We start from the raw sequence: 25,156 nt of genomic DNA on the forward strand, positions 1-25,156 counted from the left end.
TATTTATTAACATATATATTATATATAAAAGAAAAGAGAAAAGATAAATACTTAGTTTATCTCTCCTCGTAAATTAGTGAGCTTAAAACATATAGCGGAGCTGTCTCAGCACGTAATATATTTTTACCCAAATGTATCTTTTCAAACCCTATTGTTTGTAGTTGTTTGATTTCACTTTCTTCTATTCCACCTTCTGGTCCAACAATAAATGAAATAGAATTAAAATCATTTTTAGTGATCGCTTCTTTAAATGAAAGTGATTTTTCTTCTTCTCATGCAACAACATTAAGATCTGATTTATACGTTTTAATATCTGATAATTTTCTTACAATTGGTTTTATTTGTGGAACAGTCAATCTTTTAGACTGCTTTGCAGCTGAATCAATAATTGATTGTCATCTAATTAATTTAGCTGTTTCTTTTTTTTCTTCAATCTTTACTACATTTCTTTTGAATGAGATTGGAACAATTTCTTCAACACCTAGTTCAACTGCCTTCTGTAATAGAAAATCTCATTTTTGCTCACGAATGATTCCCATTAATAAAACTTTTTTAACAGTTGGATTTGATGAACTTATTAGTTCAATTTTTTTTGCACTGATGTAGTTATTTTCAATTTCAGATATTTCGCACAAAAATGCGCTATTTTGGAAGACACATTCTATTTTTTCACCAATTTTTAATTTAACAACATTCTTAATGTGATGAACATCATCATCAGCAATTATGAATTTTTCATTTTCAGTTTTGTCAATAAAATATCTATACATTGTTATTTTCCTTGTTTGCTTGCTTTTAATATTTCTTCAATTCTATTAGCATTTTCTAAGGCTTTATCGTACTCAAATGCTAACTCAGGCATAATTCTTGTATTAATTTTCTTTGCAAGTAACCCTCTAATGTACTTAGAGTGTTTCTTGATTTCTTCTTCCACTTTTTCGATATTTGCATCTTGCAATCAAACTGAATAATAAATTTTAGCAATTCTTTTATCAGTTGTTAGCCTTACTTCATGTATAGAAATTTTATCCATATACTTTGCATTAGGAAATTCTCTATTAAGCATTAGTCCTAAATTTTTCATAATTTCCGCTTGTAAACGATCTGTTTGTACTGACATTATTTTTTTACCACTTCTAGCTTAAACGCTTCAAGAACATCGCCATCTTTGATGTCATTAAAGTTTTTGATTGTAAGACCACATTCAGTTCCTTCACGGGCTTCTTTGATATCTTCTTTTTTATTTTTTAAAGACGATAACTCACCAGTGAATATAACTACACCATCACGTAATAAGTGTATTTTTGCAGAACGAGGAATAGTTCCATTTGTAATTCTACATCCAGCAATTGTACCAATGTCTGTATGTTTAAATGTAGCTCTAATCTCTGCTTCACCTAATGTTATTTCTTCATATTCAGGGTCCAATAGACCTTTAGCCAATTCTTCAATTTCTTCAATTACTTTATAAATAATATTATGTAATCTAATTGATACACCGTCTTCTTCGGCTTTTGTGCGTACTTGAGCTGTTGGTCTAACATTGAAACCATAAATAATAGCTTCTGATGCTGACGCCAAAGTAATATCTGTATTTGAAACTGCACCCACTGATGCTCTAACAATATTAATTTTAACTTTTTCAAATACTAATTTTTGAAGTGAACCTTTAATGGCTTCAACTGTACCTTGAGTATCTGATTTGATTATTAGGTTTAGAGTTTTTAATTCACCTGATTCAATTTGCGTTTTGATTGAATCTAAACTGAATTGTTGTGACTTCATTCTTGCTTCGTCATTAATTCTTGCTTCTTGTGCTTCTGAAACTTCTCTTGCAAGTTTTTCATTAGCTAAAACCATGAATTTATCTCCAGCTCTTGGAACTTTGTTTAGACCAAAAACAACTACAGATTTCGAAGGTAAAGCTTCTTTAATTTGTAATCTATTTTCATCTTCTAAGTATCTAACTGTTCCAAATGAACCACCAGCTACAATAGTGTCTCTCGCATGTAAAGTACCAGATTGAACTAAAACAGTTGCAATTGGACCTCTTGATTTATCAAGCTTTGCTTCTAATATAACACCACGTGCATAAACTGAAGGATCAGCTTTGTACTCGTTTAACTCAGAAATTAATAGTATTGTTTCTAACAATGTATCAATACCTGATGAGTTTCTTGCACTACCTTCTACAAATGGTGTATCTCCACCAAATTCTTCAGCTATTAATCCAAATGCCATTAATTCTGATTTGATTTTTTCTGGGTTAGCACCTGGTTTATCCATTTTATTTACAAAAACAATAATCGGCACTTTTGCAGCTTTTGCATGATCAATCGCTTCTTGAGTTTGAGGCATGATTCCGTCATCAGCCGCAACAACAAGAATAACAATATCAGTTACACTACTTCCACGTGAACGCATTTCTGAAAATGCCTCATGTCCTGGAGTATCAATAAATGAAATAACTTGTCCACTATATTCAACTTGGTATGCACCAATGTGTTGAGTAATTCCACCGAATTCCCCATCAACAACATTTGCATGACCTTTTCTAATTGAATCAAGTAAAGTTGTTTTACCATGATCAACATGACCCATGATTGTTACGATTGGAGGTCTTGGTTTTAATTTGGCAGGATCTAGAACTTCTTCGAATGTATCTAAAAGGTTAGCATGTGTAACTTGTGTTTCTTTTTTGAAATCATATCCATATTCCAAACATAGTTCACCCATTTGTTCTTCAGATAACATAACGTTTTGACTCATTATTTTTCCCTGCATGAAGAAATGTTTAACAATTTCTGCTGGTGTTTTATTTATTTTTTGTGAAAAGTCAGCAATTGATAAGTTTTCAGTAAACCTAAATACTCCGTCAACAATCCCTGTTGCAACCTTTTCTTTTAATTGAGTTTTTAAGTGATTAGATTGTTGTTTTGATTTTTGCTTTGACGCAACTTTAGTATGGTTAACTTTTGCTTTTGAATTATTATTTTTTGCCATATCAATTGTCTCCTTTTGTTAATTTGGGTTCATATTTTTTTCTATTAATTTTGTGATGTTTACATCGTTAAAGCCAATTGCGGCTACTTTTTTAGATGCAAATTGACTTTTAACTTCATCAATTGTGAAGTCACTTTTGACAACTTTTACATCGTAGAACTTACATTTATCTTCAAGTTTTTTTAAAGTTGAAGGTCCAATATCTGCAAAGATTACAACTAGTAATACTTTTTTGTTTTTGATTTGATCAAGAAGTTTTTCACCAATAGCAACCTTTCCAGATGCATACGCCATTCCGAATGCATTAAGTAATCGATCCATTATTCTCAGTTTTCCTTGATTTCTTTTTCTATTGCTAAATAAACTTCTTCAGGTAATTTTGTTTTTAATGACCTTTCTAATAATCTAGATTTCCTAACTACTTGCAAAGCATCTAATGAGGCTTTTAAATAAACTCCACGTCCATTTGCTTTACCAGTTTGATCAACAAATATTTCCCCAGATTTGTTTTTAACAATTCTGATCAATTCTACTTTTGGTAACATTTGATTTGTTGAAACTTCTTTTCTTAAAATGTTTTTAGAATTTTCCATTTCTTCTATTGTTTAAAAATGATTTAGAAATTAATTCATCCTCTGTTAAGTTACCATTTCAGTGGATTTTTATTCCTTGTTCATTTGCTTGGTCAAATGAGAAAATATTTATTTTCATTCCAACAAGGTTTGCAACCAATCTGGCAGCCATACCTCTTTTTCCAATTGCAAGTGAAATTTGTTCAGTTGGAACAATCACTGTTGCTTCGTTAGTCTCTAAATCAACTTCAATACTTATTGTTTTAACTGGTGATAACGCATTAATGATAAATTCTGTTTTATCTTCTTTTCATAAGATAACGTCAATTTTTTCACCTTTTAGTTCTTCAGTAACAACTTTGATTCTTGAACCCATGTTACCAACACATGCACCAATTGGATCTACATTTGAATCATGTGATACAACCGCTACTTTAGCTCTAATACCTGGTTCACGTGAACATGCTTTGATTTCAACTACACCTTCTTGGATTTCAGGGACTTCAACTTCCATTAATTTTTCTAAAAATTTAGGATGTATTCTTGAACCTTGTACTTGAGAGTGTTTGTTTTCTTTACTTACTTCTTCAATGAAAAGTGAAATTCTATCGCCTTCATTAATGTCTTCACCTGGAATAATTTTTTTAATTCATAAAGGCAAGATAACTCCATTAACTTCAATGAAGAACATTGTATCTGTAATATCTCTAACTACTCCACCAACTATTGTTTGGTTAAGTGGTTCGAACTCTTTGAACACTACATCTTTTTCTGCTTCTCTGATTTTTTGTTTAATTATTTGAGCAACTTGTAGTGATGCTGTTTTTGAGAATTTTTCAGTAAATTCTACAGGCTCATATACAGTGTCACCAATTGTAACATCTCCATATTTTGCTTTAGCTTCGTCTAAAAGAATATCTAATCATTCATCTTCAATTTTTTTAACAACTGTAAGCTCTTTAAATACTTTGATTTGACCCATGTTTTGATCAATATCAACTCTAACTATTGCTTCAGGGTCAAAGTGCTTTTCGTAAGCTCTTTGAAATCCTTCTTTGATTCCTTCAAATATTATTTCTTTATCTATTTTTTTATCAGCGCGTAATGTTTCTAACGCTTCTAATAATTCTTTTCCATCTATCATTATTCTTTCCTCCAAAAATGAAAGAAGGCCAAGGCCTTCTTATGATTTATAATTTTTACCCAGTTAAGAAATTATCAAGGCTTAATAACTTCTCTACATAGGTCAATGAAATCGGCTACGATTTCAATGTTTGGTAGTCCTGCCATACCAACATTATGGTTTTTGCTTGTTACTCATATAACTGCTTTTCCAGTTTCTTTTCTAACTAACTTAAATGATTTTTCTGTGTTTTCAACGTTGAAATCACTTCCTCATTTATCTAAGAATTGTTCTTGACTCATCTTTATATCTCCATATATATTTGTATTATATACATATTAATTAAATAAATAGCAATTTTTTTAATTCACTTATTTTTTCATTACCAACAAAATACTCAACAATACTCAATCCAAATTCAAGTGTTCCACCTATAGAGCTACCTGTAATTATGTTTTTATCAGTAATTGATCCGCTTCTATTTTGTAAAATTGCTTTATCTAAATATTGGTTTGCCCCAGGATAATTAACAACTTTTTTACCATCAAGCATTCCTCACATCCCTAACAATTGTGGCGCTGCACATATTGCTGCAATTAACTTATTTTCACCATACGCTGTTTTAAATCCACTCTCTACTGTGTTGTTTTTTAGTAATTCATTAACTGCGGGACCACCAGGTAAAATAAGTCCATCATAATCTTCATAGTTTATGTTTGATAGGTGTTTATCAACAATGACTTTATTATTTCATGCACCAGTTACTACATCTTTATTTTGTATTGAAACAACATCAATTCCAATTACAGACTCGGGAAATAGTTTTGCTCCCCTTCTTATTACATCAATTGTTCCGATCGCTTCTGTATCTTCAAAACCATCATATAAAAATATTGCTAATCTTTTCATTATTTACACTTCCTTTTAAATATAATAATTATAACTTGAAGGTGCCACATGAATAATGAACAAAATAAATTCATTGATAAATTAAATATATCTAGAGACGAAGTTTTAGAAACTGGATATCTAATTCACAATGAAAAAAATGTGGATGTCCACATTATATGTTTAAAGTTCATTGATCAAAAAATAAATAACATTACAAGAAATGAAAAATTTGAAGAACAAATTGGTTTTAGAATTTCTAATGTTAAAGCTTTTAATACTTTCCTATTCACAGATTCTGTTGATGTTGTTATATGCGACAAAAACAACAAAGTATTAACAACTTATTCGTCAATGCCAGTTCAAAAGGCTACATCACACTATAAGAACGCATGATACATTTATGTTTTTGCAAAGAAAATGATTAAGTTCTTAAACATTGAACAAAGTGACTACTTAAATGTTGGTAACTATAAGTACTTTTAATTAATATATTTTTTATATGTCTTTAAAAGTTGGTTACCAACATTATTAATTCCATGTTTTTTTACTGCAACATCATATTGTTGTTTTAATAAAGCTTTAAAACCCGCATCTAAATTTTCAAATACTAGACTTCTGAATTTTTCTACACCGTCATAGTCTCTCTCAGAAGAAATTTTATCAGCACAAAATACAATTTTGTCTAAAGTCGACATGTTTTCAGAACCTACCGTGTGTTTGAAAACTGCATCCAATATTTTATTGTCAGTAATTTTTCATTTTGTTTGTAAAAGCTTTCTACCGGCAAAGCTATGTCATACTGGTTTGGGTTCTTTTAATAACTCGACATCTATACCTTCGATTAATAACTTCAATTCACTGTCACTCAATTCTTTTGCAACATCATGTAATGTTCCTGCAATAAGTGCAATGTTCGAATTATCTTTATCAAATTTTAATGCTAGTTCTTTTGCGGTAATTCCAACATTAATTGAATGATCAAATCTTTTTTTTGTCATTGATAACCTTTCTTCTATGAAAAGTAAATTATCAACTGCATACTGATTTAATTCTTCAATCTGACCATCAATGTTAATCAATGATCTAATCCTTGATGAACTCAAGTTTTTGTTTTTAAATTCCCTTAAATCTCATCCGTTATTTTTAACAATGTTTAAATCAACATCGTTATTGCGTTTGAATACAACAAATTTAATAATCTTTTTCAGCTCATCATGGTTATATCACCTTTCAAAACTTCCAACTTGATCTGATCCCATAATAAATTCAAAATCAAAGTCAGGGTTATTTTTAATAAAATAAGAAACTGTTTTAAATGTATTAGATTCTTTTTTATCAATTTCAAAAGTATTTAAAGTAACATTCTTCAAATCTTTGATTGCAATATTAATCATGTTAATTCTATGTTTATCAGTTGCGTGAACCTTTATTTTGAATGGCGAAAGAAATGTTGGTAACACTCAAACAAAATCAAAATTTAACGTGTTAATACATTCGTTAATTATCTCTAAATGATCCGTATGAAATGGGTCAAAACTTCCACCGAAGATTGCAATTTTTTGTTTCATATTATCCTTTCATGGATTTATACATATTTTTGATATCGAACCCAATGATGTCTAATTCACTAAATTCTTCCTTTACTAATTTAACCATATGTTTTACAAATGTGTTTTCCATATAGTGGCCAAATGCAAATGCATTGATTTTATTTTCAACCATATACACCCACTGATTTCATTTGATCTCGCCAGTTACAAACATTAAATTTGTAATATTGTTTTCAATAATAACATCTCCACCAGAACCAGTACAGATATAAAACTTATCAATCATTTCATTTAAGTCAGTGTTTGTGCTAAATTGAACATCTTCAGTTTCAAAAATAGCCTTAAGTGAATTTATTACATCAACTTTTTTTAAGGCGTTTTTAAACTTAATTTCAAATGTTTGATCATTGAATTTTGATTTTGAAACCTCAAAATTTTTAAACACACTTGGAAGACCACTCTTGATTAAAAACCTATCACTTGATGCATCATAGTTTGTGTGTATTGAATAAACTTGAATATTCTTTTCAACTAAAGTCTTATATATTTCTTTTTTAGCGGGATTTGATAATTCAATTTCTAATTCATTAAATATAAACGGATGTCTTGAAATTATTAAATTTGCATTATTTTTAACTGCAAATTTAATCACATCACTTGTAACATCTAAACAAGTAACCACAAAATTAGTGAACACAATATTGTCTGTTAAAGTTAATTGTTCAATCTGAATTCCAGGCTTATCTCACTCACTTGCTAAAGAAACAGGAAATAATATTTCCAGTTTGTTAATTAGTACGTTTCTATCTATTGTCTTTGAACTCATTAAAAATAACCTTATTAACTTCCCTTTTTAAAATGTTTCTATACTTAAGTATTTGTTTGTGTTTTTTTTCTTTCTTTGGTATTTTTACTAATAAGTCATTTTGACGTTGCTCTTCTAATAGTCATTTTTCAAAATAAATCTTTGTTGGTTTTTTCTTTCTCAAAATTGGTCCAAATATAATATCGGATTTGTTTTTAATTTTTACTCCACCATTTTTGTTTATTTTTATAATTTCATAGATTATGTCGTTGTCATCAACTAGTGTTTCCTCTTCAATTCTATAACGTTTAGATTTAGCCCACTTTCTAATTGGTGTTACAGATGTATTACAAGAAATAACATAACAATCAATGTTGTCTGAATCATCTTCAAGTATGTTCAATATTGTGTTAGACCCTAAACCAGCAATTATACATGTGTTTATTTTGACTTTATAATCATTAATCCACTTTATGCCGTTTCCTAAAATCAATTGAATTTCTTTTTCAAAACCAAATGCATTTACATTTATTCTCGCAGCATTCAATGGACCTTCCGAAATATCAGAGGCATATAATTTTTTAATACTATTGTTTGTATCTTTTTTTAAATATATTGGTACATATCCATGATCTGTTCCAATATCTGCTACCGACTCTTCATCCTTTATCATCTTACAAATTGCTAATAATCTTGGAGTAATTAACAAATTAGCCCTTGAAAAAGTCTTTTAGAACTTTAGTTTTTGGGAACGATGAGTTTGGTTTAAATTTTCTAATTGTTTTTGCTTCAATTTGTCTAATACGCTCACGAGTAACTTTCAACTCTCTTCCAACATCTTCTAATGTTTTTGGATTGTCATATTTTGATAAATGATATTGGATCATTTTGTGTTTGTATAGTTGAACTTTTTCGATTGGAGTATTTAGGTGGATATCTAAATCTGAAATTGCTTGCATTAGTTTGTCATAAGTTTCATCATCACATTCTTTTGCAAGATAAACAATTGTTGTTAGTTTAGTTGGCAAAATACCAAAACGCATTCTAATAACTTTCTCTTCACGTGGTTGTAGAATTTCTGCAAAAACTTCATCAATAACTTCTCTCAATGCTTCTTTTTCAGTATATTCACCTGGTGAAATAATATCTTTATCTTCAACAAAGTCACCAAAGTGAGTATCGTCTTCATCACCAAATGGTTTTTCTAATGAAACTGGTTCAATACCTAATTTTTTAATTTCAACAATTTTTTGAGGTGTAATTTCTTTTCCGTATTTTTCTGCAATTTCTTCAACAGTTGGTTCTCTACCAAGGTCTTGAGTTAATTGTCTTTCAATTCTAGTAATCTTGTTTATTGTTTCTACCATATGTACTGGAATTCTAATTGTTCTAGCTTGGTCAGCAATTGCACGTGTAATTGCTTGTCTAATTCATCATGTTGCATATGTTGAAAACTTGAATCCTTTTGAGTAGTCAAATTTATCAACTGCCTTAATTAGTCCAATATTTCCTTCTTCGATTAAATCCGTAAACTCAAGTCCTCTATTTAAATGCTTTCTAGCGATAGAAATAACTAATTTAAGGTTGTAACCGATTAAATTGTCTCTACCCTCTTTAACTTCGTCAGGATCGTCTGATTCAAGCATAATTGCGTATTCAACTTCTTGATCTTTTGTAAGTATTTTAGCATTACCAATTTGGTTGAAGTAAGACTTAATTACATCTTGGATTTTTGTTTCATTTGAAATTTCACCAACTCTAAATGTTGTTGAGCTTGCGCTTTTCTTTTTGATCTTTGCATCGGCGATGTCATCTCTATTTTTTTGAATTTGATCTTGTAATTGATCAATCCCAAAATCTTCATCAATAATTTCTGCTTCTAAATCACTAAACTCAATACCTTTTTCGTTTAATTCTAAGAAAAAGTTATCAACATCCCCATCATCTACTGCTGCGAATTCTTTTGCTATAATTTCTTGTAACTCTTGTTGTTCTACTGAGTTATTTTGTTTAACTGCTTTCTTTAATGTTTTCTTTTTGAAATCATCTCAGTTATCAAATTTTTGTTTTGCTACTGGTGCTTTTGCCATTTTATACTCCTGCCTTTTTCATTTTCTTAATGTGTTTTTCTCTTTTTCTAATTAATAGATTTACATTATCTAGTAATGTATTTGATTCTTGTTTTGTTTGTGACTTAATTAATAAGTCTTGATAAGTTAGAATGTCTTTATTCATTCTTCTAAGTTCAAGTGTACTAATTGAATCTTCAATTACCTTTGTACTTATTTTTAATTTTCTAATGATTTTTTCCTTTTCAAAAACAATATCAATACCACTATAAATCTCTTCAATGATTGGTATTAAGTACTCTTTATTATAGTCCTTAACTTTCTTTATTATTAAGTCTAAGTTGTCATCGTCATATTTAACTTCTTTATATATTTTTAAAATTGTTTTGATTATGTCAATGTGTTGAGTTGAAAAGAATAAGTTAACTGATTTTGTAATCTTTTCATAACCAACCATTGGATCTCTAACCATTGCAGCTATTAGTAACTCCTGTGACTTTAAATACGCAACCGTTCAATCAAGTCCCTTAAGAAGGTCTTGAACTGCAAAACTGGTTTTTGACATGTAGTCCATTGGGTTTCTAAATATCTCTTCTACTTCGTAATCCGGGAATTGTGGTGTAAATAAGTGATCTGATTGTCCGTATTCGATTGGTTCATATTCAACTTTTTTTATTGGTTTTGGAATTGACTGTTTATATTTACTTTCAAACTCTTCATTCAAGATATTAATATCAATTGAAATTTTTGATGAAATTTCTTGTAATAAGAGTTTTCTGTCTGTTATGTTTTTCAATTTTGAAACAACAAATAACATTTTGTTCTTAAATTCAACTTTACCATCAGGTGTTTTCAAGTCATTTTCTTTTTCGTAATATGACATTGTAAACATTATTGAAGTTTGTTTTGATTCAATTAATTCAATTGTTTTTTGTTGTCCAAATTTGGTAACAAAATCATCTGGATCTTTTGAGTCATTGATGTAAACAAACTTCAATGAAACACCTGCGTAGTTATCTGCATTTACTTCTGAATCAGAAATAACAGATAACATCGCATTAGTTCCTGCGTTGTCTGAGTCCAACATCATTGTGATATTTTTTGAATACTTAGAAATTAATTGAACGTGACTCTTTGTAAACGCCACACCCATTATTGCAATTGAATTATTTATTCCGATTTTTTCCAACGCTATAACATCCATATAACCTTCAACAACTATCGCTTCATCTTTTCTATCAATTACACCCTTTGCGTTATCAAGGTTATAAGTTATTTCAGATTTTTTGAATATCTTATTGTCTTTTGAATTCAGATATTTATGCTTTTCATTTTCTTCTGATTTACCAAAAACTCGGCCTGAGAAACCCAGCACATTACCATCAAAGTCTTTAATCGGAAATATAATCCTGTTTTTAAAGAATGGTATAAATTTGGAACCCGATTCAATAAACAGATTTGATTCTCTTATCTCTTCTAAAGAAAACTGACTTCTAAGATTTTCTATCAGTGTGTCATCTTTGGGAGAAACAAATCCAATATCAAACTTGTTAATTAAATCAATTTCGATCCCTCTAGAATTCAAATATTTAATTGCCTCTTCTCCTTCGGGACTAAACAAATTAACAAGATAAGTATCAACTGCTATTTTATTTATTTTGAAAAGTGTCTTTTTCTCTTTTGAAAAATTGCTTTCTTCTGAAACTTTAAAACCGCTAATTGATAAATTAAATTTTTCAATTAATTTTTGTACAGCTACAGGATAACTCACCTTTTCAAATAACATCACAAATGTTATTGCGTCACCCTTAGCTCCGCATGGAAAACATTTAAATATTTTCTTCTGATTTGAAATACTTAATGATGGATCACTATCATCATGAAACGGACAAACCGATCTATAATCTTTTCCCGCCTTATGGATTTTTATATAACTTCCGATTACATCAGAGATTTCAATGGTATTTTTAATTTGCTCGTTTATTTCGTTTGCATTACTCATTGAATTAAAATCTCCTATTTATTTTTTGCTATATAACTTAAAATTTCATCAATCTTGATTCTATCTTGTTGCATTGTGTCTCTATTTCTAATTGTTACAGAGTTGTCTGTTTCACTATCAAAATCTATAGTTACACAAAATGGTGTACCTATACTATCTTGTCTTCTATATCTTTTACCAATTTGACCTGCTAAATCATAAGTTGTAGAAATGAAAGATGATAATTGATCTTGAACTTTACCAGCTAATTCTGATTGTTGTTTTTGTAATGGCAATATAGCAACTTTATATGGTGCTAATTCAAATGGTAATTGCATAACTGTTCTATCATCTGTTGCACTTACTTGTTCTTTAAATGCATTACATAGTGTAGCTAAGATTAATCTTTCAACACCAACACTTGGCTCAATTACAAATGGAACAAGTTTTTTATTATCTTCTGGTCTCAAATAAGTTAGATCTTGTTTACTTGCTGTTTGATGTGCTTTTAAATCAAAGTCAGATCTATGTGCAATTCCTCACAACTCACCTTTACCGAATGGAAACATATATTCAATATCAACAGTTCTGTTTGAATAATGAGATAATTCTTCTTTTTCATGTTCTCTTAAAATGAACTCACCCTCTTTGATATTTAGTTTTAATTCTAGAAAAGTCTTAACTTCATTTAATCAAAATTCAAATCAATCAAATTTATCCTCAGGGTCAAAAAAGAACTCCAACTCCATTTGTTCAAATTCACGTGTTCTAAATATGAAGTTTCCTGGTGTAATTTCATTTCTAAAACTTTTACCAATTTGGCCAATTCCAAATGGTAGTTTCTTTCTCATTGATCTTTGGACATTTTTGTAGTTCACAAATACACCTTGAGCTGTCTCTGGTCTTAAAAATACGGCTGAACTTTCATTTTCAACAACACCAACATTAGTTTTGAACATAAGCATAAACTGTCTAATACTTGTAAAGTTAGACTTACCACATTTTGGACATTTAACTTTTTTATCTATTATAAGCTTTTCAAGGTCAGCACTTTTTAAACCGTCAACAGATATCTTTAGTTGATCTTCAACTATTTTGTCAGCTCTAAATCTTGATTTACAATCTTTACAGTCTATAAGTGGGTCCGAAAAATTACCTAAGTGCCCTGATGCTTTTCAAACATTGCTGTTTAAAATTATTGATGAGTCCAATCCGACATTCATTTTTTTTGAACGAACAAAATGATTTCATCACATAGATTTTAAGTTATTCTTTAACTCAACCCCTAGCGGACCATAATCCCATGAGTTAGCTAAACCGCCATAAATTTCTGAACCTTGAAAAATAAACCCTGTTGATTTTAAGTGATTTATTAATTTGTCCATATCAATTTTTTTCATAAAAAAAAGATCCCCTAGATTACTGATCTTTTAAGATATTATTCGCATAAAGGCCAAAAGTCAACACATTATAAGTGTGTCACACTATAAGTGTTTTAAAACTTATGTGTTAAATAAAACGCCCTTTTGATAACTCGCCAATACTTGTAGTCATTAGTCCTACTTCGTTCTTATATTCGTCCATTAATATTCTATTAATTTTAACTAAAACTTGGGAGTCATATGTTTCCACAGGAATTTTACCTGCCTTTGCAAAACTAAAATACTCAAGTGTTTTGATAAACAATTCCATTTTCAAATCTTCATTGGGTTTCTTTTCGCAGCCAAAGCAAATGAACTGTCTTTCTTTTAAGTTAAAGTCAACAAATTTGTTGACACGCTTATTACACTTGAGACAAGTTACCAAGTTTCATTTCCTTCCGACAAAATCTAAATAGTTCAACATGAAATATAAGAAAATTGGGAACCTTCCATCTTTGTGATTAACAAAAGCCAAAAAAACATCATTAACAAATTTATATTTTCTAATATTTACTTCACCAAAATTTGATGTTTTTTCTACAACTTGAAATATCGTTGTTATATACAGGTAGTCTTCATAAGTCATTGTAGAGATATCGATTCCATATATAAGCTTTCCAGTTTTTAATTTACTCATTTTTTCTGGATCTTTTGTCTGAAAAATTTCGAACTCTGATTTTGAAAACTTTAATGTTGAATATTTATTTTTTGACTTTTCATTTTGCAAACCTAATGCATACAAATTTATTAATCCGTTTTCTTTTGAAAACACAGAAATTAAACTTTTGTTATCTTCAAAAGTAAAATTATTTAAAACAAAACCATTAACAATACTCATAACTACTCGTGATCGCTATAACCCATTTTTCTAATGTGATCAATTGATTTTCTTCAGTCAGTTGCAACTTTGACATTAATTTCAATAAACACTTTCTTTTCAAATTCTTTCTCAAGCTCTTCTCTTGCATCAGTTGCAATTTGTTTAATTTTCAATCCTTGCTTACCAATAATTATTGGTTTCTGACTTTCTCTTTCGCAAATTACAATTGCAGATATTTCAATAATGTGTTTTTTATCTTTGAATTTTTCAATCATGATAGCTGTTGAATGAGGAATTTCTTCTCCAGTTCTTAATAGTATTTTTTCACGAATCATTTCTTTAATTAAAAAAGAACTTCCCTTGTCACTAATTGCATCTTCATCAAAATATCTAAATCCAGTTTCGGGAAGTAACTTTTGAATTAGGCCAACCAGTTTTTCAACATTTACATTTTTCTTTGATGACGTTGGAATTATATCTAAGAACGTAATATCTTGTTTTGTTCACTCCATTATTTTTGCAAACATTTCTTCTCTATTTACAGTATCTGATTTTGTTATAACTAAGATAACTGGTATCTTTGATTCTTTCAATCTTTGAATTAAGAATCTGTCATTCTCTCCAATACGTTCATTTGCTGGCGCCAATAATAAAACAGCTTCAACATCTTTTGTTGCTTTTAAAGCAGTTGAATTCATAAATGTACCAAGTTTATTTCCTGACTTATGTGTGTGGATTCCAGGTGTGTCAATGAAGACAATTTGCGAATCTTCATCATTGAATATTCCACAAATTCTATCTCTTGTTGTTTGAACCTTGCTTGTTACTATTGATACTTTTCTTTTTACTATGGCATTAACTAATGAAGACTTACCAACATTAGTTCTACCAATTACTCCTACAAAACCTGATTTAATCATTATTGTATTCACACATTAATTTGTTCTAGTATCGGTTCGATGAATAAAAAACAACCAACCAAAAATGCTGCAATCGAGTTCAATACACTTGCTGCTGCACAAATATCTTTTATTTTTTTAGCCTTAATATTGTATTCAAATGATAATAAGTCAACAAAGTTTTCAATTGCTGTGTTGATCAACTCAAACCCAACTACAACTCCAATTGTCAGAGTTAAAATAGCTCAATGTATCGTTGTAAAAAATCCACCTGTTGTCAAAAAGATACCAACTGCAACTGCTGCAATTGTAATTATTAAATAAAGTAATAATGTTGTTTCTTCTTTAAACGCAATAGCTAATCCCCTAAAGGCATTTGCAAACTTATTTTTAAATCTTATTGCAGCGCCCTTCTGGTCTCTTGAATTGTTTTTTGCCATTATTAATCTCCAATTACATTACTAATATTATACTTCATATTGATTTTAGATAAAATTAAATCAGTTAACTGGAACATCTCTTGTTCTTCTTTATCACCTAATTCGTGGTCATATCCAAGTAAGTGCAACATACCATGAACAAATAATCACGCCATCTCTACATCAAGTTCGTGGTCATATAGTTTTGCTTTATTAACTGCTTCATCTGAAGCAATAAATAAATCACCAATTTCACGATAGCCAGTTTGTTCATATAAAAAATCATCCATCTCAATTGGAAATGATAAAACATCACCTATTTTATCTTTGTCACGATATTCTTTATTCATTTCAATTGATTCTTTATTTGTTAAAAATGTTACTGACATTTCTAAATCATAATCGATCTTTAATATTTCTTTTGTGTGTATGAAAAGCTTATTAAACAAATTACCATATTCGCCTATCAATTCTTCATTTGGGTGTTTATTAAAAAAATTAACCATTCTATTTCCTACTAAATGTCCTATTAAATAAATAATACATAATTCGTTCACTTTTTAATACAGCAACTGCTTTTGTTTGTTCGTTTGGTTCAAATTGTTTATCAATACTGTTTAGCTCAGCTGTTCCATCTTCTTCAAATTTAATTGACTCTGTTTCAATTAAATAAACATTATTCCCTTGTGTCAACTTTATTTCTTTTACATCACCAGATTCAATATTGTTTAATGAAATAAAAAACTTATAAGTATTTTTTACCTTAATTGAATTGAACTGGATTGGTTTGTATATTGGTATTTTTATTGAAAAAGCTGCAATACTACATACACCTATTGAAATAAAAAATATTAATATTAGTTTTCATTTATTTTTCAAGTGTAATTACCTCCTCAAAATATTGTCCATAAGTTTCATCATGATCACACATGATAAACATTTTATCTTTTTTATATCCCATAAGGTTTTTGACTAATTTGTTTGCGGTTTCTTTATCTACGTTACTTAATGGTTCGTCAAAAATAAAGACATCACATTCAACAAAAAATAAACTAACAAAGTTAATGATTTGTCTTTGTCCTTTGGAAAAATTACTTCCATTATCCATAACTTCTTTGTTCAAAGAAATATTATGTTCATTTAAAATATCATTCAATTGTAATTTTTCAAAAACCTCTAAATCAATTTTGTTTCTAAATTGTTGTATGTTTTCCCACACTGTTCCGTGAAATAAGTAATCATATTGACTAAGATAATTTACATTATTTGAATAATTGTCATTTAAATCTTTTAAGTTAATTCCATTAACAATAATATTTCCTTGATAGTTCTTATAAATTCCACAAATAGTTTTTAACATTGATGTTTTACCAGAACCACTCTTACCCTTTATAAAAGTATTGCGTTCAAATTTAAAATTTAAGTTTAAATACAGTGGGTTTGAACCAATGTTCTTTGTCAGGTTTTCTATTCTAATTGATTTGATAACGTCTGTTTCTGGCTTTATCTTTGCATCATTGTTTTCAAAAATGAAGTCTAAATTTTTTGTTGCAATTATGAATTTAGAATAGTTGGACACATGTCCGGTTATTGAATTTATGAAACCAAAAATGTAGATCGATATTGAAGTTAGAAACAATAAATCAAATGCATTAATTTTTTGTTTATCAATGTATACCGCACCAATAAAAAATGTAAGTATATAAAATGCTTTATTTATTAACGAATAAACGACATTAATTTTTTCATTGGTCATCGTGAGTTGAAAGTTTGTTTGTTCTAGTTTTGTGAAATTACCATCCATTTTATTTGATAAATAACTAGTTAATTGTTTGGTTTTGATTTGTTCAAACCCATCCATCATATCTCTAAAATGATATGCAAATTCTATTTGTTGTTTTTCTTTTTTAAAGTTCATTGTTTTAATTCACCTACTAGTTACAAAAGAAATCAAAATATATATTATGCTTTCTAAAAAAATAATTAGTAAAAATAGATTTGAGTAATTAGAAAAAATAATCAACGAGATTACCATCATTATTATTCTTATTGGTAATTCCAAGACTACAAATAGTAGTTTATTTGTTATTTCAGTTATATCAGTGATTCTTTTAATTCATTCATCTTTTGTAATCACATTAAATGATTCGACGTCTAAACGCAGTAAACTGCTTTTATAATCACTAAAAACATCCCTGCACATTACGGCAGCTATTTTACTTGTCATCTTAGTGTTTACATAAATACCAAATATATTTAATACAAATATTATTCCAAACATAAAAAATAATTTGTCTAAAAAAGATCATTGAATATCAGCTGTATTTTCTAAATATATTTTTGTAAACACACCGCCCATCAAAACTAATATATTTATAAAAACTGAAACAAAAAATAAAGCTAAACAAATCTTTCAATGTTTTTTTAAATATATAAATCATTTAGTGATTGAACCTTCATTGTTTTCAATGTTTGAAATCTTTTTACATATCCCAAAAAATCCTAAATACTTTTTTTCAATTTCTTCATTTAATATTCACTGGATTTCTTTTGAGTCAGGATTTGCAACAAGACATTTATTTTTCAAAAACTTGTAAACAATTATAAAGTGGTTATCACCCTCATCTGTCATCACGTTTAATACCACTGGATTATTTGGATCAAATTCAATCAGTTCTGCAAATGATGATGAATATGTTTCGAATGAAATCTTATATTTATCGAGTGTTTTTTCGATATCAAAAAAACTCAAAGTTCCAATCGGCAGTTTGTTGTTTAGTTTTATCTCATCTAATAAGTAGTTTTTATCATGTAACGTGTTGATAGCCATTGTTATTACTGCATGAGCACAATCTTCTGTGCTACTTTGTTTTATAAATGAATACTTCATATGTACCTCACTTATAACAACGTCACAAAAAATAAAAAACCCCTATAGGGATTTTATATTTTTACTGAGAATCTAATGAATTCAATATCTGAATAGCTAATTTCTAATTTTTTTGGTCTTCCTTTTATAAAGAATGCAAATAAGTATTTGTCTCCTTTTATTTCTTTTAGTTCAGCACTAAATTCGGTTAACTCATTTTCAAATGGTTTCTTTGTTCTGATAAAGAAATATTTCCCAACTAAACCTTTAAGTACTTCTTCAGATTTGATTTCTCGTTCGGCTCCTGCTGACGAAACTTCTAACATGTACTCATCTTCAATTGCGTCAAACTTAGCATCTAATAAATTAGAAACAATTTCATTGTAGTTAATAAGATCATCAAATTGAATTAAACTTCCATCCTTGTTTTCTAATAAAACTTGAATTATTTCAGATTCGAATTCATTGTAAATATTCACTTCATATACATTTACTTTTTCATTTTTAAAAGATTCATTAACTTCAACAGTTAATTCATCTAATACACTATGTAATTTCATTCTTTCTCCTAAAACCCAAATGTTATTTGTTCTTCATCTTTTAATGAATCAATAATTTTGAAATCTTTTAATAATTGTAAATGTGTTTTGTTAATATTTGTACGATTTTCTAAATCTTTAAGTGAAGAAAATGATTTTTCATTTCTAGATTCGATGATTTTTCTAGCAACAGCTTCACCAAGTGAGTCAATTGCTGTGAATGGTGGATAGATAAATTGCTTACCGTCTTCTTCTTTTTTGATTACAAATTTTTCAGCTTCACTAATTGAAAAGCTAATATTTTTGATTTCAATTCCACGAGCATACATTTCAAACATAACTTCTAATGTATTGATTAATCAATCTTCTCTTTGTGTCGAAGTTCTGTTTTCTTGTTTTTCAATTATTTCTGCATATTTTTTTCTAGCAAACTCTTCACCTTTAATTGCAGTTTCTAAATCAAATGATTTTGCTCTTGTGGTAAATCAAGTTGCATAGTATTCAATTGGGAAATTGATTTTATATCAAGCTACTCTATATGCCATCAAAACATATGCAGTTGCATGCGCTTTGGGGAACATATATTTAATTTTGATACATGATTCAATATATCATGTCGGTACATCGTGTGCTTTCATTTCTGAAATTCACTCACTTGTTAACCCTTTTCCTTTTCGTACAGATTCCATAATTGTAAATGAAAGCGATGAATCAAGACCCATTGACATTAGATAAACCATGATGTCATCTCTACATCCAATAACAGTTGAAATTGTAGCTTTCCCAGAACTTATTAATTCTTGGGCATTACCTACATAAACATCTGTTCCATGTGATAATCCAGAAATTTGAACTAAGTCTGAAAATGTTTTTGGTTTTGTTTCATTTAACATTTTTCTAACAAAACCAGTACCAAATTCAGGAAGACCAAGTGCCCCATTAACTTCTCCATTTAATTGCTCTGGAGAAACGCCACCCAATGCTTTTTGATTTGAAAATAATGAATATACTTCAGGACTATTTGTTGGTATAGTTTGTGGGTCTACACCTGTTATGTCATATAACATCTTTAAAGCCGTAGGATCATCGTGTCCTAGTATGTCTAACTTCAATAAGTTATCATGAATAGCGTGGAAATCAAAGTGAGTTGTCAATCAAGGTGATTCAGAATCATCAGCTGGATAATTTACTGGTGTAAAGTCTTCAATGTCATATTCTTTTGGTAAAACAATGATCCCACCAGGGTGTTGACCTGTTGTTCTTTTTACTCCAGCTGATTCACTAGCTAGTCTGTCGATTTGAGCAGAATTCATTTGTAATTCTTTTCTTTCTAAATAACCTTTTACATAACCATATGCAGTTTTATCTGCAACTGTAGAAATTGTTCCAGCTCTAAAAACATTTTTATCTCCAAAAATTTTCTTTGTAAAGTTATGAGCAGTTGGTTGGTAATCTCCAGAAAAGTTTAAATCAATATCTGGAACTTTATCTCCATTAAATCCTAAGAAAGTTTCAAATGGAATATCATGTCCATCTCCAATTAATTCTTTATTACATTTTGGACAGTTTGCTTTTGGTAAGTCATATCCACATTTAATTTCTGGATTTGTTTCAAAGTCAGAATATTTACATCCAGCACATCTATAATGAGCTCGTAGCGGGTTAACTTCCGTAATGTTTGACATTGTAGCTGCAAACGATGACCCAACTGACCCACGTGACCCTACAAGGTACGAATCAGCTAGCGATTGTTTTACTAACAAGTGAGATATTCAATAAACAACTGCAAAACCATGTTTAATTATTGACTGAAGTTCTTTTTCAATTCTCTCTTTAACAATAGTTGGTAATTCATCTCCATACATTGATTTTGCAGTTGAATAACATTCATCAGTTAGCAGCTTATCAACGTTATCAATTTTTGGTGTAAATAATCCATGTCTTAATGGCTTTACATCCATATCAATCATGTCGGCAATATCATTTGTATTTTTGATTACAATATCGTTTATTAATTTTTTATCTCCAATCCATTCAAATTCTTTTAACATTTCATTTGTTGTTCTCATGTGTTGATCTGGATTTGTTTTAACTCTATTTTTGTAATCAAAAAGTGGATGAGCTACTCCTGCCAATCCTTTTGTTTGAATATAGATATCTCTAATTTGTTTTTGTGACTGCTTCACATAGTGAGCATCAGATGTTGCCACAACTTTAACATTGTTTTTAATTGCTAATTTAATCATTAGTTTTTGTATTTCTTTCAATTCATCAATCTTTAGATCTCCAATTTGAATAAATTTTGAATAAACAGAAAGCGGTTGAATTTCAATATAGTCATATTTTTTTATTTCATTTTCTAATTCAACATTAGTTTTTGTACGAGCAGCTTCAAAAACTGGTGAATTTAAACATCCTGCCCCTACTAAAATGTTTCCCATTTTTTGAAATTCAAAAAGTTTTGTTTCCGTTATTTTTGGAGAACCCAAAAATCCCTCAACATGGCTGTGTGAAATCATTTTAAACAGAACTTTTAAACCCGCTTGGTTTTTTGCAAGTACATTAACATGAGTCGGTCTTGGTTTTGAAAGGTTTAATATTGAACCTTGAACTGTTTTTAATTTTTCTCAATCATCAACAGTTTCTAATTTAATCATTTTTTTAGCGTCATGAATTAAGTGATCATATAAGTCACTCAATACTCTCGCATCGTAGTCAGCACGGTGAGCCGTATTGTCGTCATATAGAATACCAAATGATTTACATACTGTCCCTAATCTGTGGTTTTTAATTCTAGGTTTAACTGCACGAGCAATTGCAAGTGTATCTATTACAGTATTATCAAATGGTTTGTATCCTAATTTTATTGCTCATGAGTTTAAAAATCCCATATCAAATTTTGCATTGTGAGCAATAAGAATTGAATCGCCAATCAAGTCATAGATTTTTTTAAATTCAACTTCAATTTTATTTTTATCTTCAAGCATATCGTTTGTTATGTTAGTCAAACTAGTTGTAAACTCAGAAATTTTTGATTTTGGTTTAATTAAAATAGATATTTCTTTTGATGGTTTGTCACTAGTTGGCTCATAGATCACTGCACCAAATTCTATTATTTCATCTCTTTCTGGAGAAAGACCTGTTGTCTCTAAGTCAAAAATAACAATTCTAGAATTACGAATTGATTGTTTTTTTGGATTGTTTACATATCAAAAACTATCATCTATAACTGCAAGTTCGCAACCATAAATTAGTTTCAATGGATTTTTAGAACCTTTGTTTATTTTATTTAAATGATTAAAAGCCGCAGGATACGCCTGAATATTTTGGTGATCAGTTAACGCAATTGCATTTCATCCTCAGTCTTTAGCTTGTGAAAGATATTCTTCAATAGAACTAACTCCATCCATTACTGACATTTTTGAGTGAGTATGTAATTCAACACGCTTCACTTCTGCATCATCTATAATTTTGTTTTCGATTTTTGGTATCTTTTGATATTCATTTACAATGAATTGAAATGATTTATCAAAAGTAGAATATTCATAATTACCACGTGCTGAAATTCAATCACCAACATTTATGATGTCATCTTTTCCAATTACGGTTTTTGCCTTAGCTTCTTCATCTAATGCTGTTGGTATATTTGATCTTGTGAAGTTGATACATTTGATTGCAGATGTTTCATCTCCAATTGAAAAGATGTAAAAATTATTTCCTGCTTTTGAAACACGAGCTTCTTTTTTTAATAACTCACCGTTTATTACAACATTTTTTACCCCTTCTTCAATTTCACTAATTGATTTGTAGTTTGGTTTTCCAATTCTACTTTTGAAAGTTTCTGGGTTGTATTTGTTTTTGTTTAATTGCGAAACAATATCTTTATTTTTTAGTTCAAGTCTTTTTCTAGCATCAACTTCACTTTCACCTATTTTAAATTCAACATCGATATTTTTAAATCCATATTTTGAAAATCTTTTTTCAAAATATGATGTTTCTTTTGCCAACTCTTCAACTTGAGTTTGATTAGTAACTTCAAATGTTACTTGGTTAGTTTCAGGATTAAATTTGAACTTATCTTTTGAAATTAGCTTTATAACTCCGGCTTTTAGTTTAGATTTATGATTAATTAAATATTCAACATACTCTCAAATAACATCAAATTCATATTTGATGTTATTTGGTTGAAAATTAACCTTTATCGGGATTTGTCTTTTGTTGTTTTCAAACTGATCTTCTAAAACTTTTATAAGTTCAATTGGAAGAGTTTCTTTTACAGAAATAAAAATTCTAATTCTATTCTTTTCTTCTTCAAGCTGACGTGGTTTAAAAAAGTCAGCGCCTTCTAGTAATTTAGTTTGTTCTGGACTTAGTTCGATATTAAGTTTTTTAAATAAATGTGATACTCTGTCTTTCATGAATTAATCCTCAAATATTAAATAGTTAGTAATAGTATTATTATCTCCATTATGAATGCTGTAAACAAGATTGAATCAAGCCTGTCTAACACACCACCATGACCTGGTAATAAGTTTGAATAATCTTTTACATCAAATTTTCTTTTTAAAATTGAGAAGAATAAATCTCCAGCAATACTCAAGATTGGGACGATGATTGAGAACAAAATAACAATAAGTATTTTTGCTCAAACTTCACTTTCTCCAATAAATCCTTTAAACGGAATAAAGTTATGGTTGTTAGGAATTGCAAACAATAAAATCATTGCAAAAACAACACCAAAAACAAATGCTGCAGCAAACCCACCGATTGCACCTTCAATTGATTTTTTAGGCGAGATCTCAGGTGCAAGTTTTGTTTTACCTCACTTAACCCCAACAAAGTAAGCAACTGTGTCTGAGACAATTGCCATTACTCATATTCAAATAATTGTAGCACCAGAGTGCCCTCCAAATATTTGTTCAGAGATCACATTAACTGGTGTTAACGATAATGCAGTTATTCCTTTTAAACCAAAGATAACAATTGTCAAATAACCTATAAAATAAAATATATTTCTTGGGTTAAAGTTTTTATTTTTTGTAAACATTAAAATTGTAATCAAAGACACAATTGTCAGTCCAACAAATCAAATTAATGTCATGTATCTTTCAAATGATGGTGCTCAATTAACAAAGATTCAAGCTGGATAATATGAATTTGCAACCGTGATTGGTAAATAATAAAGAACTGTTGAACAAATAATAAATATTGTATGTTCATACACCTTTCTAAATCCAAAGATGTGTGATATTTCAAATGTTGCGCCACCAAGAATCAACAGCGAGATTAATAAGTGAATATATGCAAACACATCTAATCAAGTTGCAGTTTTGATCTGTGTAACTCCAAATGAATATGCCATCGCAGAAAATAAATACACTATTAGAACTACGGACAGAATAATAGCAAATATAATTCTAATTTTCATTTTGCTAAAAGAGCTTTCGTCTGCTAATTTGATTTTTGGTTTTTTAATTTTTTTTGTTATTTTTGATTCAGACTTCTCTGAATTTGAATCACTAACATTTTGGATATCTAAGCTCATTTTGCTCCTAAAAATATATATGTATTATATATTATTTAAATAAAAAACACCCTTTCATAATGGGGTGTTTTAAAATTATTTTTTTTGTTTGTGAGTAATGTGACCGTTACATTTTGAACAGAATTTTTTTACTTCAATTTTGTCTTTTTTCTTATCGTTTTTTGCGATGTAGTTTTCATTTTTACAATCAACACATCTTAGAATAACACCTTCGCGCATATTGCCCCCTAAACCTTAATTTCTTTATGTTAGATATATCTTATCAAATAAATTACATATGAATTAAAAAAATGCTTATTTGAACAAAAGTTATTTATTGTGGTTTTTTATTAAATAAAAAAATAAGCCAAGCTTATTTTTAAACAGATTTACAACCGAAGTGAATAACTCTAATATTTTCTTTATTGTTATTTTTAGCACCTTTTATTCTTTCAATAATTCAGTGTTTTTCTGTTTTGTTTCCATATTGTGTTTTTTTAACTGATACAGTTGGAAACTTACAATCAGTTGCTTCGCATTTTATAGATGGTTTAACACTGTGTCTTGTATCTCAAAGAAATTCAGCATCACCTTTCATCATTAATTCGTCCATAGTTACTCCTAATAAATATATACTTATAGTACCATTTTTAACTCGATTTTCCAAGTCA

The 25,156-nt window shown here is 29.1% G+C and carries 26 protein-coding genes; 1 reads left to right on the forward strand and 25 read right to left on the reverse strand.

Annotation, left to right across the window (positions count from 1 at the left end; translation table 4 throughout):
* Nucleotides 1–56: 56 nt before the first annotated feature.
* The 8 genes from AACL07_RS02245 to AACL07_RS02280 form a co-directional block, all read right to left on the reverse strand.
* A complete protein-coding gene (locus AACL07_RS02245; RefSeq protein WP_338982904.1) occupies nucleotides 57–770 on the reverse strand; it encodes a 16S rRNA (uracil(1498)-N(3))-methyltransferase in 714 nt (237 codons plus the stop codon).
* Nucleotides 771–772: 2 nt separating this feature from the next.
* The gene (gene rbfA / locus AACL07_RS02250; protein ID WP_338982906.1) at nucleotides 773–1,120 is read right to left on the reverse strand and encodes a 30S ribosome-binding factor RbfA; all 348 of its coding nucleotides are present in this window, start codon (nucleotides 1,118–1,120) and stop codon (nucleotides 773–775) included.
* A complete protein-coding gene (gene infB, locus AACL07_RS02255) occupies nucleotides 1,120–3,003 on the reverse strand; it encodes a translation initiation factor IF-2 (RefSeq protein ID WP_338982908.1) in 1,884 nt (627 codons plus the stop codon). The genes rbfA and infB overlap by 1 nt, the downstream gene beginning before the upstream one ends.
* An 18-nt stretch (nucleotides 3,004–3,021) precedes the next feature.
* Nucleotides 3,022–3,324: a 50S ribosomal protein L7 gene (locus tag AACL07_RS02260; protein WP_338982910.1), complete on the reverse strand. Its 303-nt coding sequence runs from the start codon at nucleotides 3,322–3,324 to the stop codon at nucleotides 3,022–3,024.
* A complete protein-coding gene (gene rnpM, locus AACL07_RS02265) occupies nucleotides 3,324–3,596 on the reverse strand; it encodes an RNase P modulator RnpM (protein ID WP_338982912.1) in 273 nt (90 codons plus the stop codon). The genes AACL07_RS02260 and rnpM overlap by 1 nt, the downstream gene beginning before the upstream one ends.
* Nucleotides 3,583–4,719: a transcription termination factor NusA gene (gene nusA, locus AACL07_RS02270; RefSeq protein WP_338982914.1), complete on the reverse strand. Its 1,137-nt coding sequence runs from the start codon at nucleotides 4,717–4,719 to the stop codon at nucleotides 3,583–3,585. Before nusA ends, rnpM begins: the two co-directional genes overlap by 14 nt.
* Nucleotides 4,720–4,790: 71 nt before the next feature.
* Nucleotides 4,791–5,000: a hypothetical protein gene (locus AACL07_RS02275; protein ID WP_338982916.1), complete on the reverse strand. Its 210-nt coding sequence runs from the start codon at nucleotides 4,998–5,000 to the stop codon at nucleotides 4,791–4,793.
* Between the two features lie 40 nt (nucleotides 5,001–5,040).
* The gene (locus tag AACL07_RS02280) at nucleotides 5,041–5,607 is read right to left on the reverse strand and encodes a DJ-1/PfpI family protein (RefSeq protein WP_338982917.1); all 567 of its coding nucleotides are present in this window, start codon (nucleotides 5,605–5,607) and stop codon (nucleotides 5,041–5,043) included.
* A gap of 48 nt (nucleotides 5,608–5,655) precedes the next feature.
* On the opposite strand from AACL07_RS02280, the gene AACL07_RS02285 reads away from it, so the two are divergent.
* Entirely contained in the window at nucleotides 5,656–6,072 is a 417-nt protein-coding gene (locus AACL07_RS02285; RefSeq protein ID WP_338982919.1) for a hypothetical protein, read from the forward strand.
* Here AACL07_RS02285 and AACL07_RS02290 read toward each other — a convergent pair.
* The 17 genes from AACL07_RS02290 to AACL07_RS02370 form a co-directional block, all read right to left on the reverse strand.
* Complete coding sequence (locus tag AACL07_RS02290; RefSeq protein WP_338982921.1) at nucleotides 6,069–7,157, reverse strand: nicotinate-nucleotide adenylyltransferase; 1,089 nt, start codon at nucleotides 7,155–7,157, stop codon at nucleotides 6,069–6,071. The two genes, AACL07_RS02285 and AACL07_RS02290, sit on opposite strands and share 4 nt — an antisense overlap.
* Before the next feature lies 1 nt (nucleotide 7,158).
* Nucleotides 7,159–7,965, reverse strand: coding sequence for a Nif3-like dinuclear metal center hexameric protein (locus AACL07_RS02295; protein ID WP_338982923.1), 807 nt, complete (start codon nucleotides 7,963–7,965; stop codon nucleotides 7,159–7,161).
* Nucleotides 7,943–8,653, reverse strand: a complete 711-nt coding sequence (locus AACL07_RS02300) for a class I SAM-dependent methyltransferase (protein WP_338982925.1) — start codon at nucleotides 8,651–8,653, stop codon at nucleotides 7,943–7,945. The genes AACL07_RS02295 and AACL07_RS02300 overlap by 23 nt, the downstream gene beginning before the upstream one ends.
* A 1-nt stretch (nucleotide 8,654) precedes the next feature.
* Nucleotides 8,655–10,034, reverse strand: a complete 1,380-nt coding sequence (locus tag AACL07_RS02305) for a sigma-70 family RNA polymerase sigma factor (RefSeq protein ID WP_338982927.1) — start codon at nucleotides 10,032–10,034, stop codon at nucleotides 8,655–8,657.
* Nucleotide 10,035: 1 nt separating this feature from the next.
* Complete coding sequence (gene dnaG, locus AACL07_RS02310) at nucleotides 10,036–12,015, reverse strand: DNA primase (RefSeq protein ID WP_338982929.1); 1,980 nt, start codon at nucleotides 12,013–12,015, stop codon at nucleotides 10,036–10,038.
* A 14-nt stretch (nucleotides 12,016–12,029) separates the two neighbouring features.
* On the reverse strand, nucleotides 12,030–13,394 hold the full coding sequence (locus AACL07_RS02315) for a glycine--tRNA ligase (protein WP_338982931.1): 1,365 nt from the start codon (nucleotides 13,392–13,394) through the stop codon (nucleotides 12,030–12,032).
* 109 nt (nucleotides 13,395–13,503) lie between these two features.
* Nucleotides 13,504–14,253: a DNA repair protein RecO gene (gene recO / locus AACL07_RS02320; RefSeq protein WP_338982933.1), complete on the reverse strand. Its 750-nt coding sequence runs from the start codon at nucleotides 14,251–14,253 to the stop codon at nucleotides 13,504–13,506.
* 2 nt (nucleotides 14,254–14,255) lie between these two features.
* Entirely contained in the window at nucleotides 14,256–15,155 is a 900-nt protein-coding gene (gene era / locus AACL07_RS02325) for a GTPase Era (RefSeq protein ID WP_338982934.1), read from the reverse strand.
* A complete protein-coding gene (locus AACL07_RS02330; protein ID WP_338982936.1) occupies nucleotides 15,155–15,574 on the reverse strand; it encodes a diacylglycerol kinase in 420 nt (139 codons plus the stop codon). The genes era and AACL07_RS02330 overlap by 1 nt, the downstream gene beginning before the upstream one ends.
* A gap of 2 nt (nucleotides 15,575–15,576) precedes the next feature.
* Nucleotides 15,577–16,059 carry an rRNA maturation RNase YbeY gene (gene ybeY, locus AACL07_RS02335; protein WP_338982938.1) on the reverse strand — a complete coding sequence of 161 codons (483 nt, stop codon included), beginning with the start codon at nucleotides 16,057–16,059 and terminating at the stop codon, nucleotides 15,577–15,579.
* A 1-nt stretch (nucleotide 16,060) separates the two neighbouring features.
* The gene (locus AACL07_RS02340) at nucleotides 16,061–16,432 is read right to left on the reverse strand and encodes a hypothetical protein (protein ID WP_338982940.1); all 372 of its coding nucleotides are present in this window, start codon (nucleotides 16,430–16,432) and stop codon (nucleotides 16,061–16,063) included.
* Nucleotides 16,422–18,443, reverse strand: a complete 2,022-nt coding sequence (locus AACL07_RS02345) for an ATP-binding cassette domain-containing protein (protein WP_338982942.1) — start codon at nucleotides 18,441–18,443, stop codon at nucleotides 16,422–16,424. Before AACL07_RS02345 ends, AACL07_RS02340 begins: the two co-directional genes overlap by 11 nt.
* Before the next feature lie 53 nt (nucleotides 18,444–18,496).
* Nucleotides 18,497–18,982, reverse strand: a complete 486-nt coding sequence (locus AACL07_RS02350) for a hypothetical protein (RefSeq protein WP_338982944.1) — start codon at nucleotides 18,980–18,982, stop codon at nucleotides 18,497–18,499.
* 8 nt (nucleotides 18,983–18,990) lie between these two features.
* Entirely contained in the window at nucleotides 18,991–23,379 is a 4,389-nt protein-coding gene (locus AACL07_RS02355) for a PolC-type DNA polymerase III (RefSeq protein ID WP_338982946.1), read from the reverse strand.
* A 17-nt stretch (nucleotides 23,380–23,396) separates the two neighbouring features.
* Nucleotides 23,397–24,506, reverse strand: a complete 1,110-nt coding sequence (locus tag AACL07_RS02360; protein WP_338982948.1) for a phosphatidate cytidylyltransferase — start codon at nucleotides 24,504–24,506, stop codon at nucleotides 23,397–23,399.
* A gap of 75 nt (nucleotides 24,507–24,581) precedes the next feature.
* Entirely contained in the window at nucleotides 24,582–24,725 is a 144-nt protein-coding gene (gene rpmG / locus AACL07_RS02365; RefSeq protein ID WP_338982950.1) for a 50S ribosomal protein L33, read from the reverse strand.
* Nucleotides 24,726–24,864: 139 nt separating this feature from the next.
* On the reverse strand, nucleotides 24,865–25,098 hold the full coding sequence (locus tag AACL07_RS02370; RefSeq protein WP_338982952.1) for a hypothetical protein: 234 nt from the start codon (nucleotides 25,096–25,098) through the stop codon (nucleotides 24,865–24,867).
* Nucleotides 25,099–25,156: the final 58 nt, after the last annotated feature.

Origin of the sequence: Spiroplasma endosymbiont of Othius punctulatus, assembly GCF_964019505.1 — a bacterium.
Lineage (GTDB): Bacteria > Bacillota_I > Bacilli_A > Mycoplasmatales > Mycoplasmataceae > TIUS-1.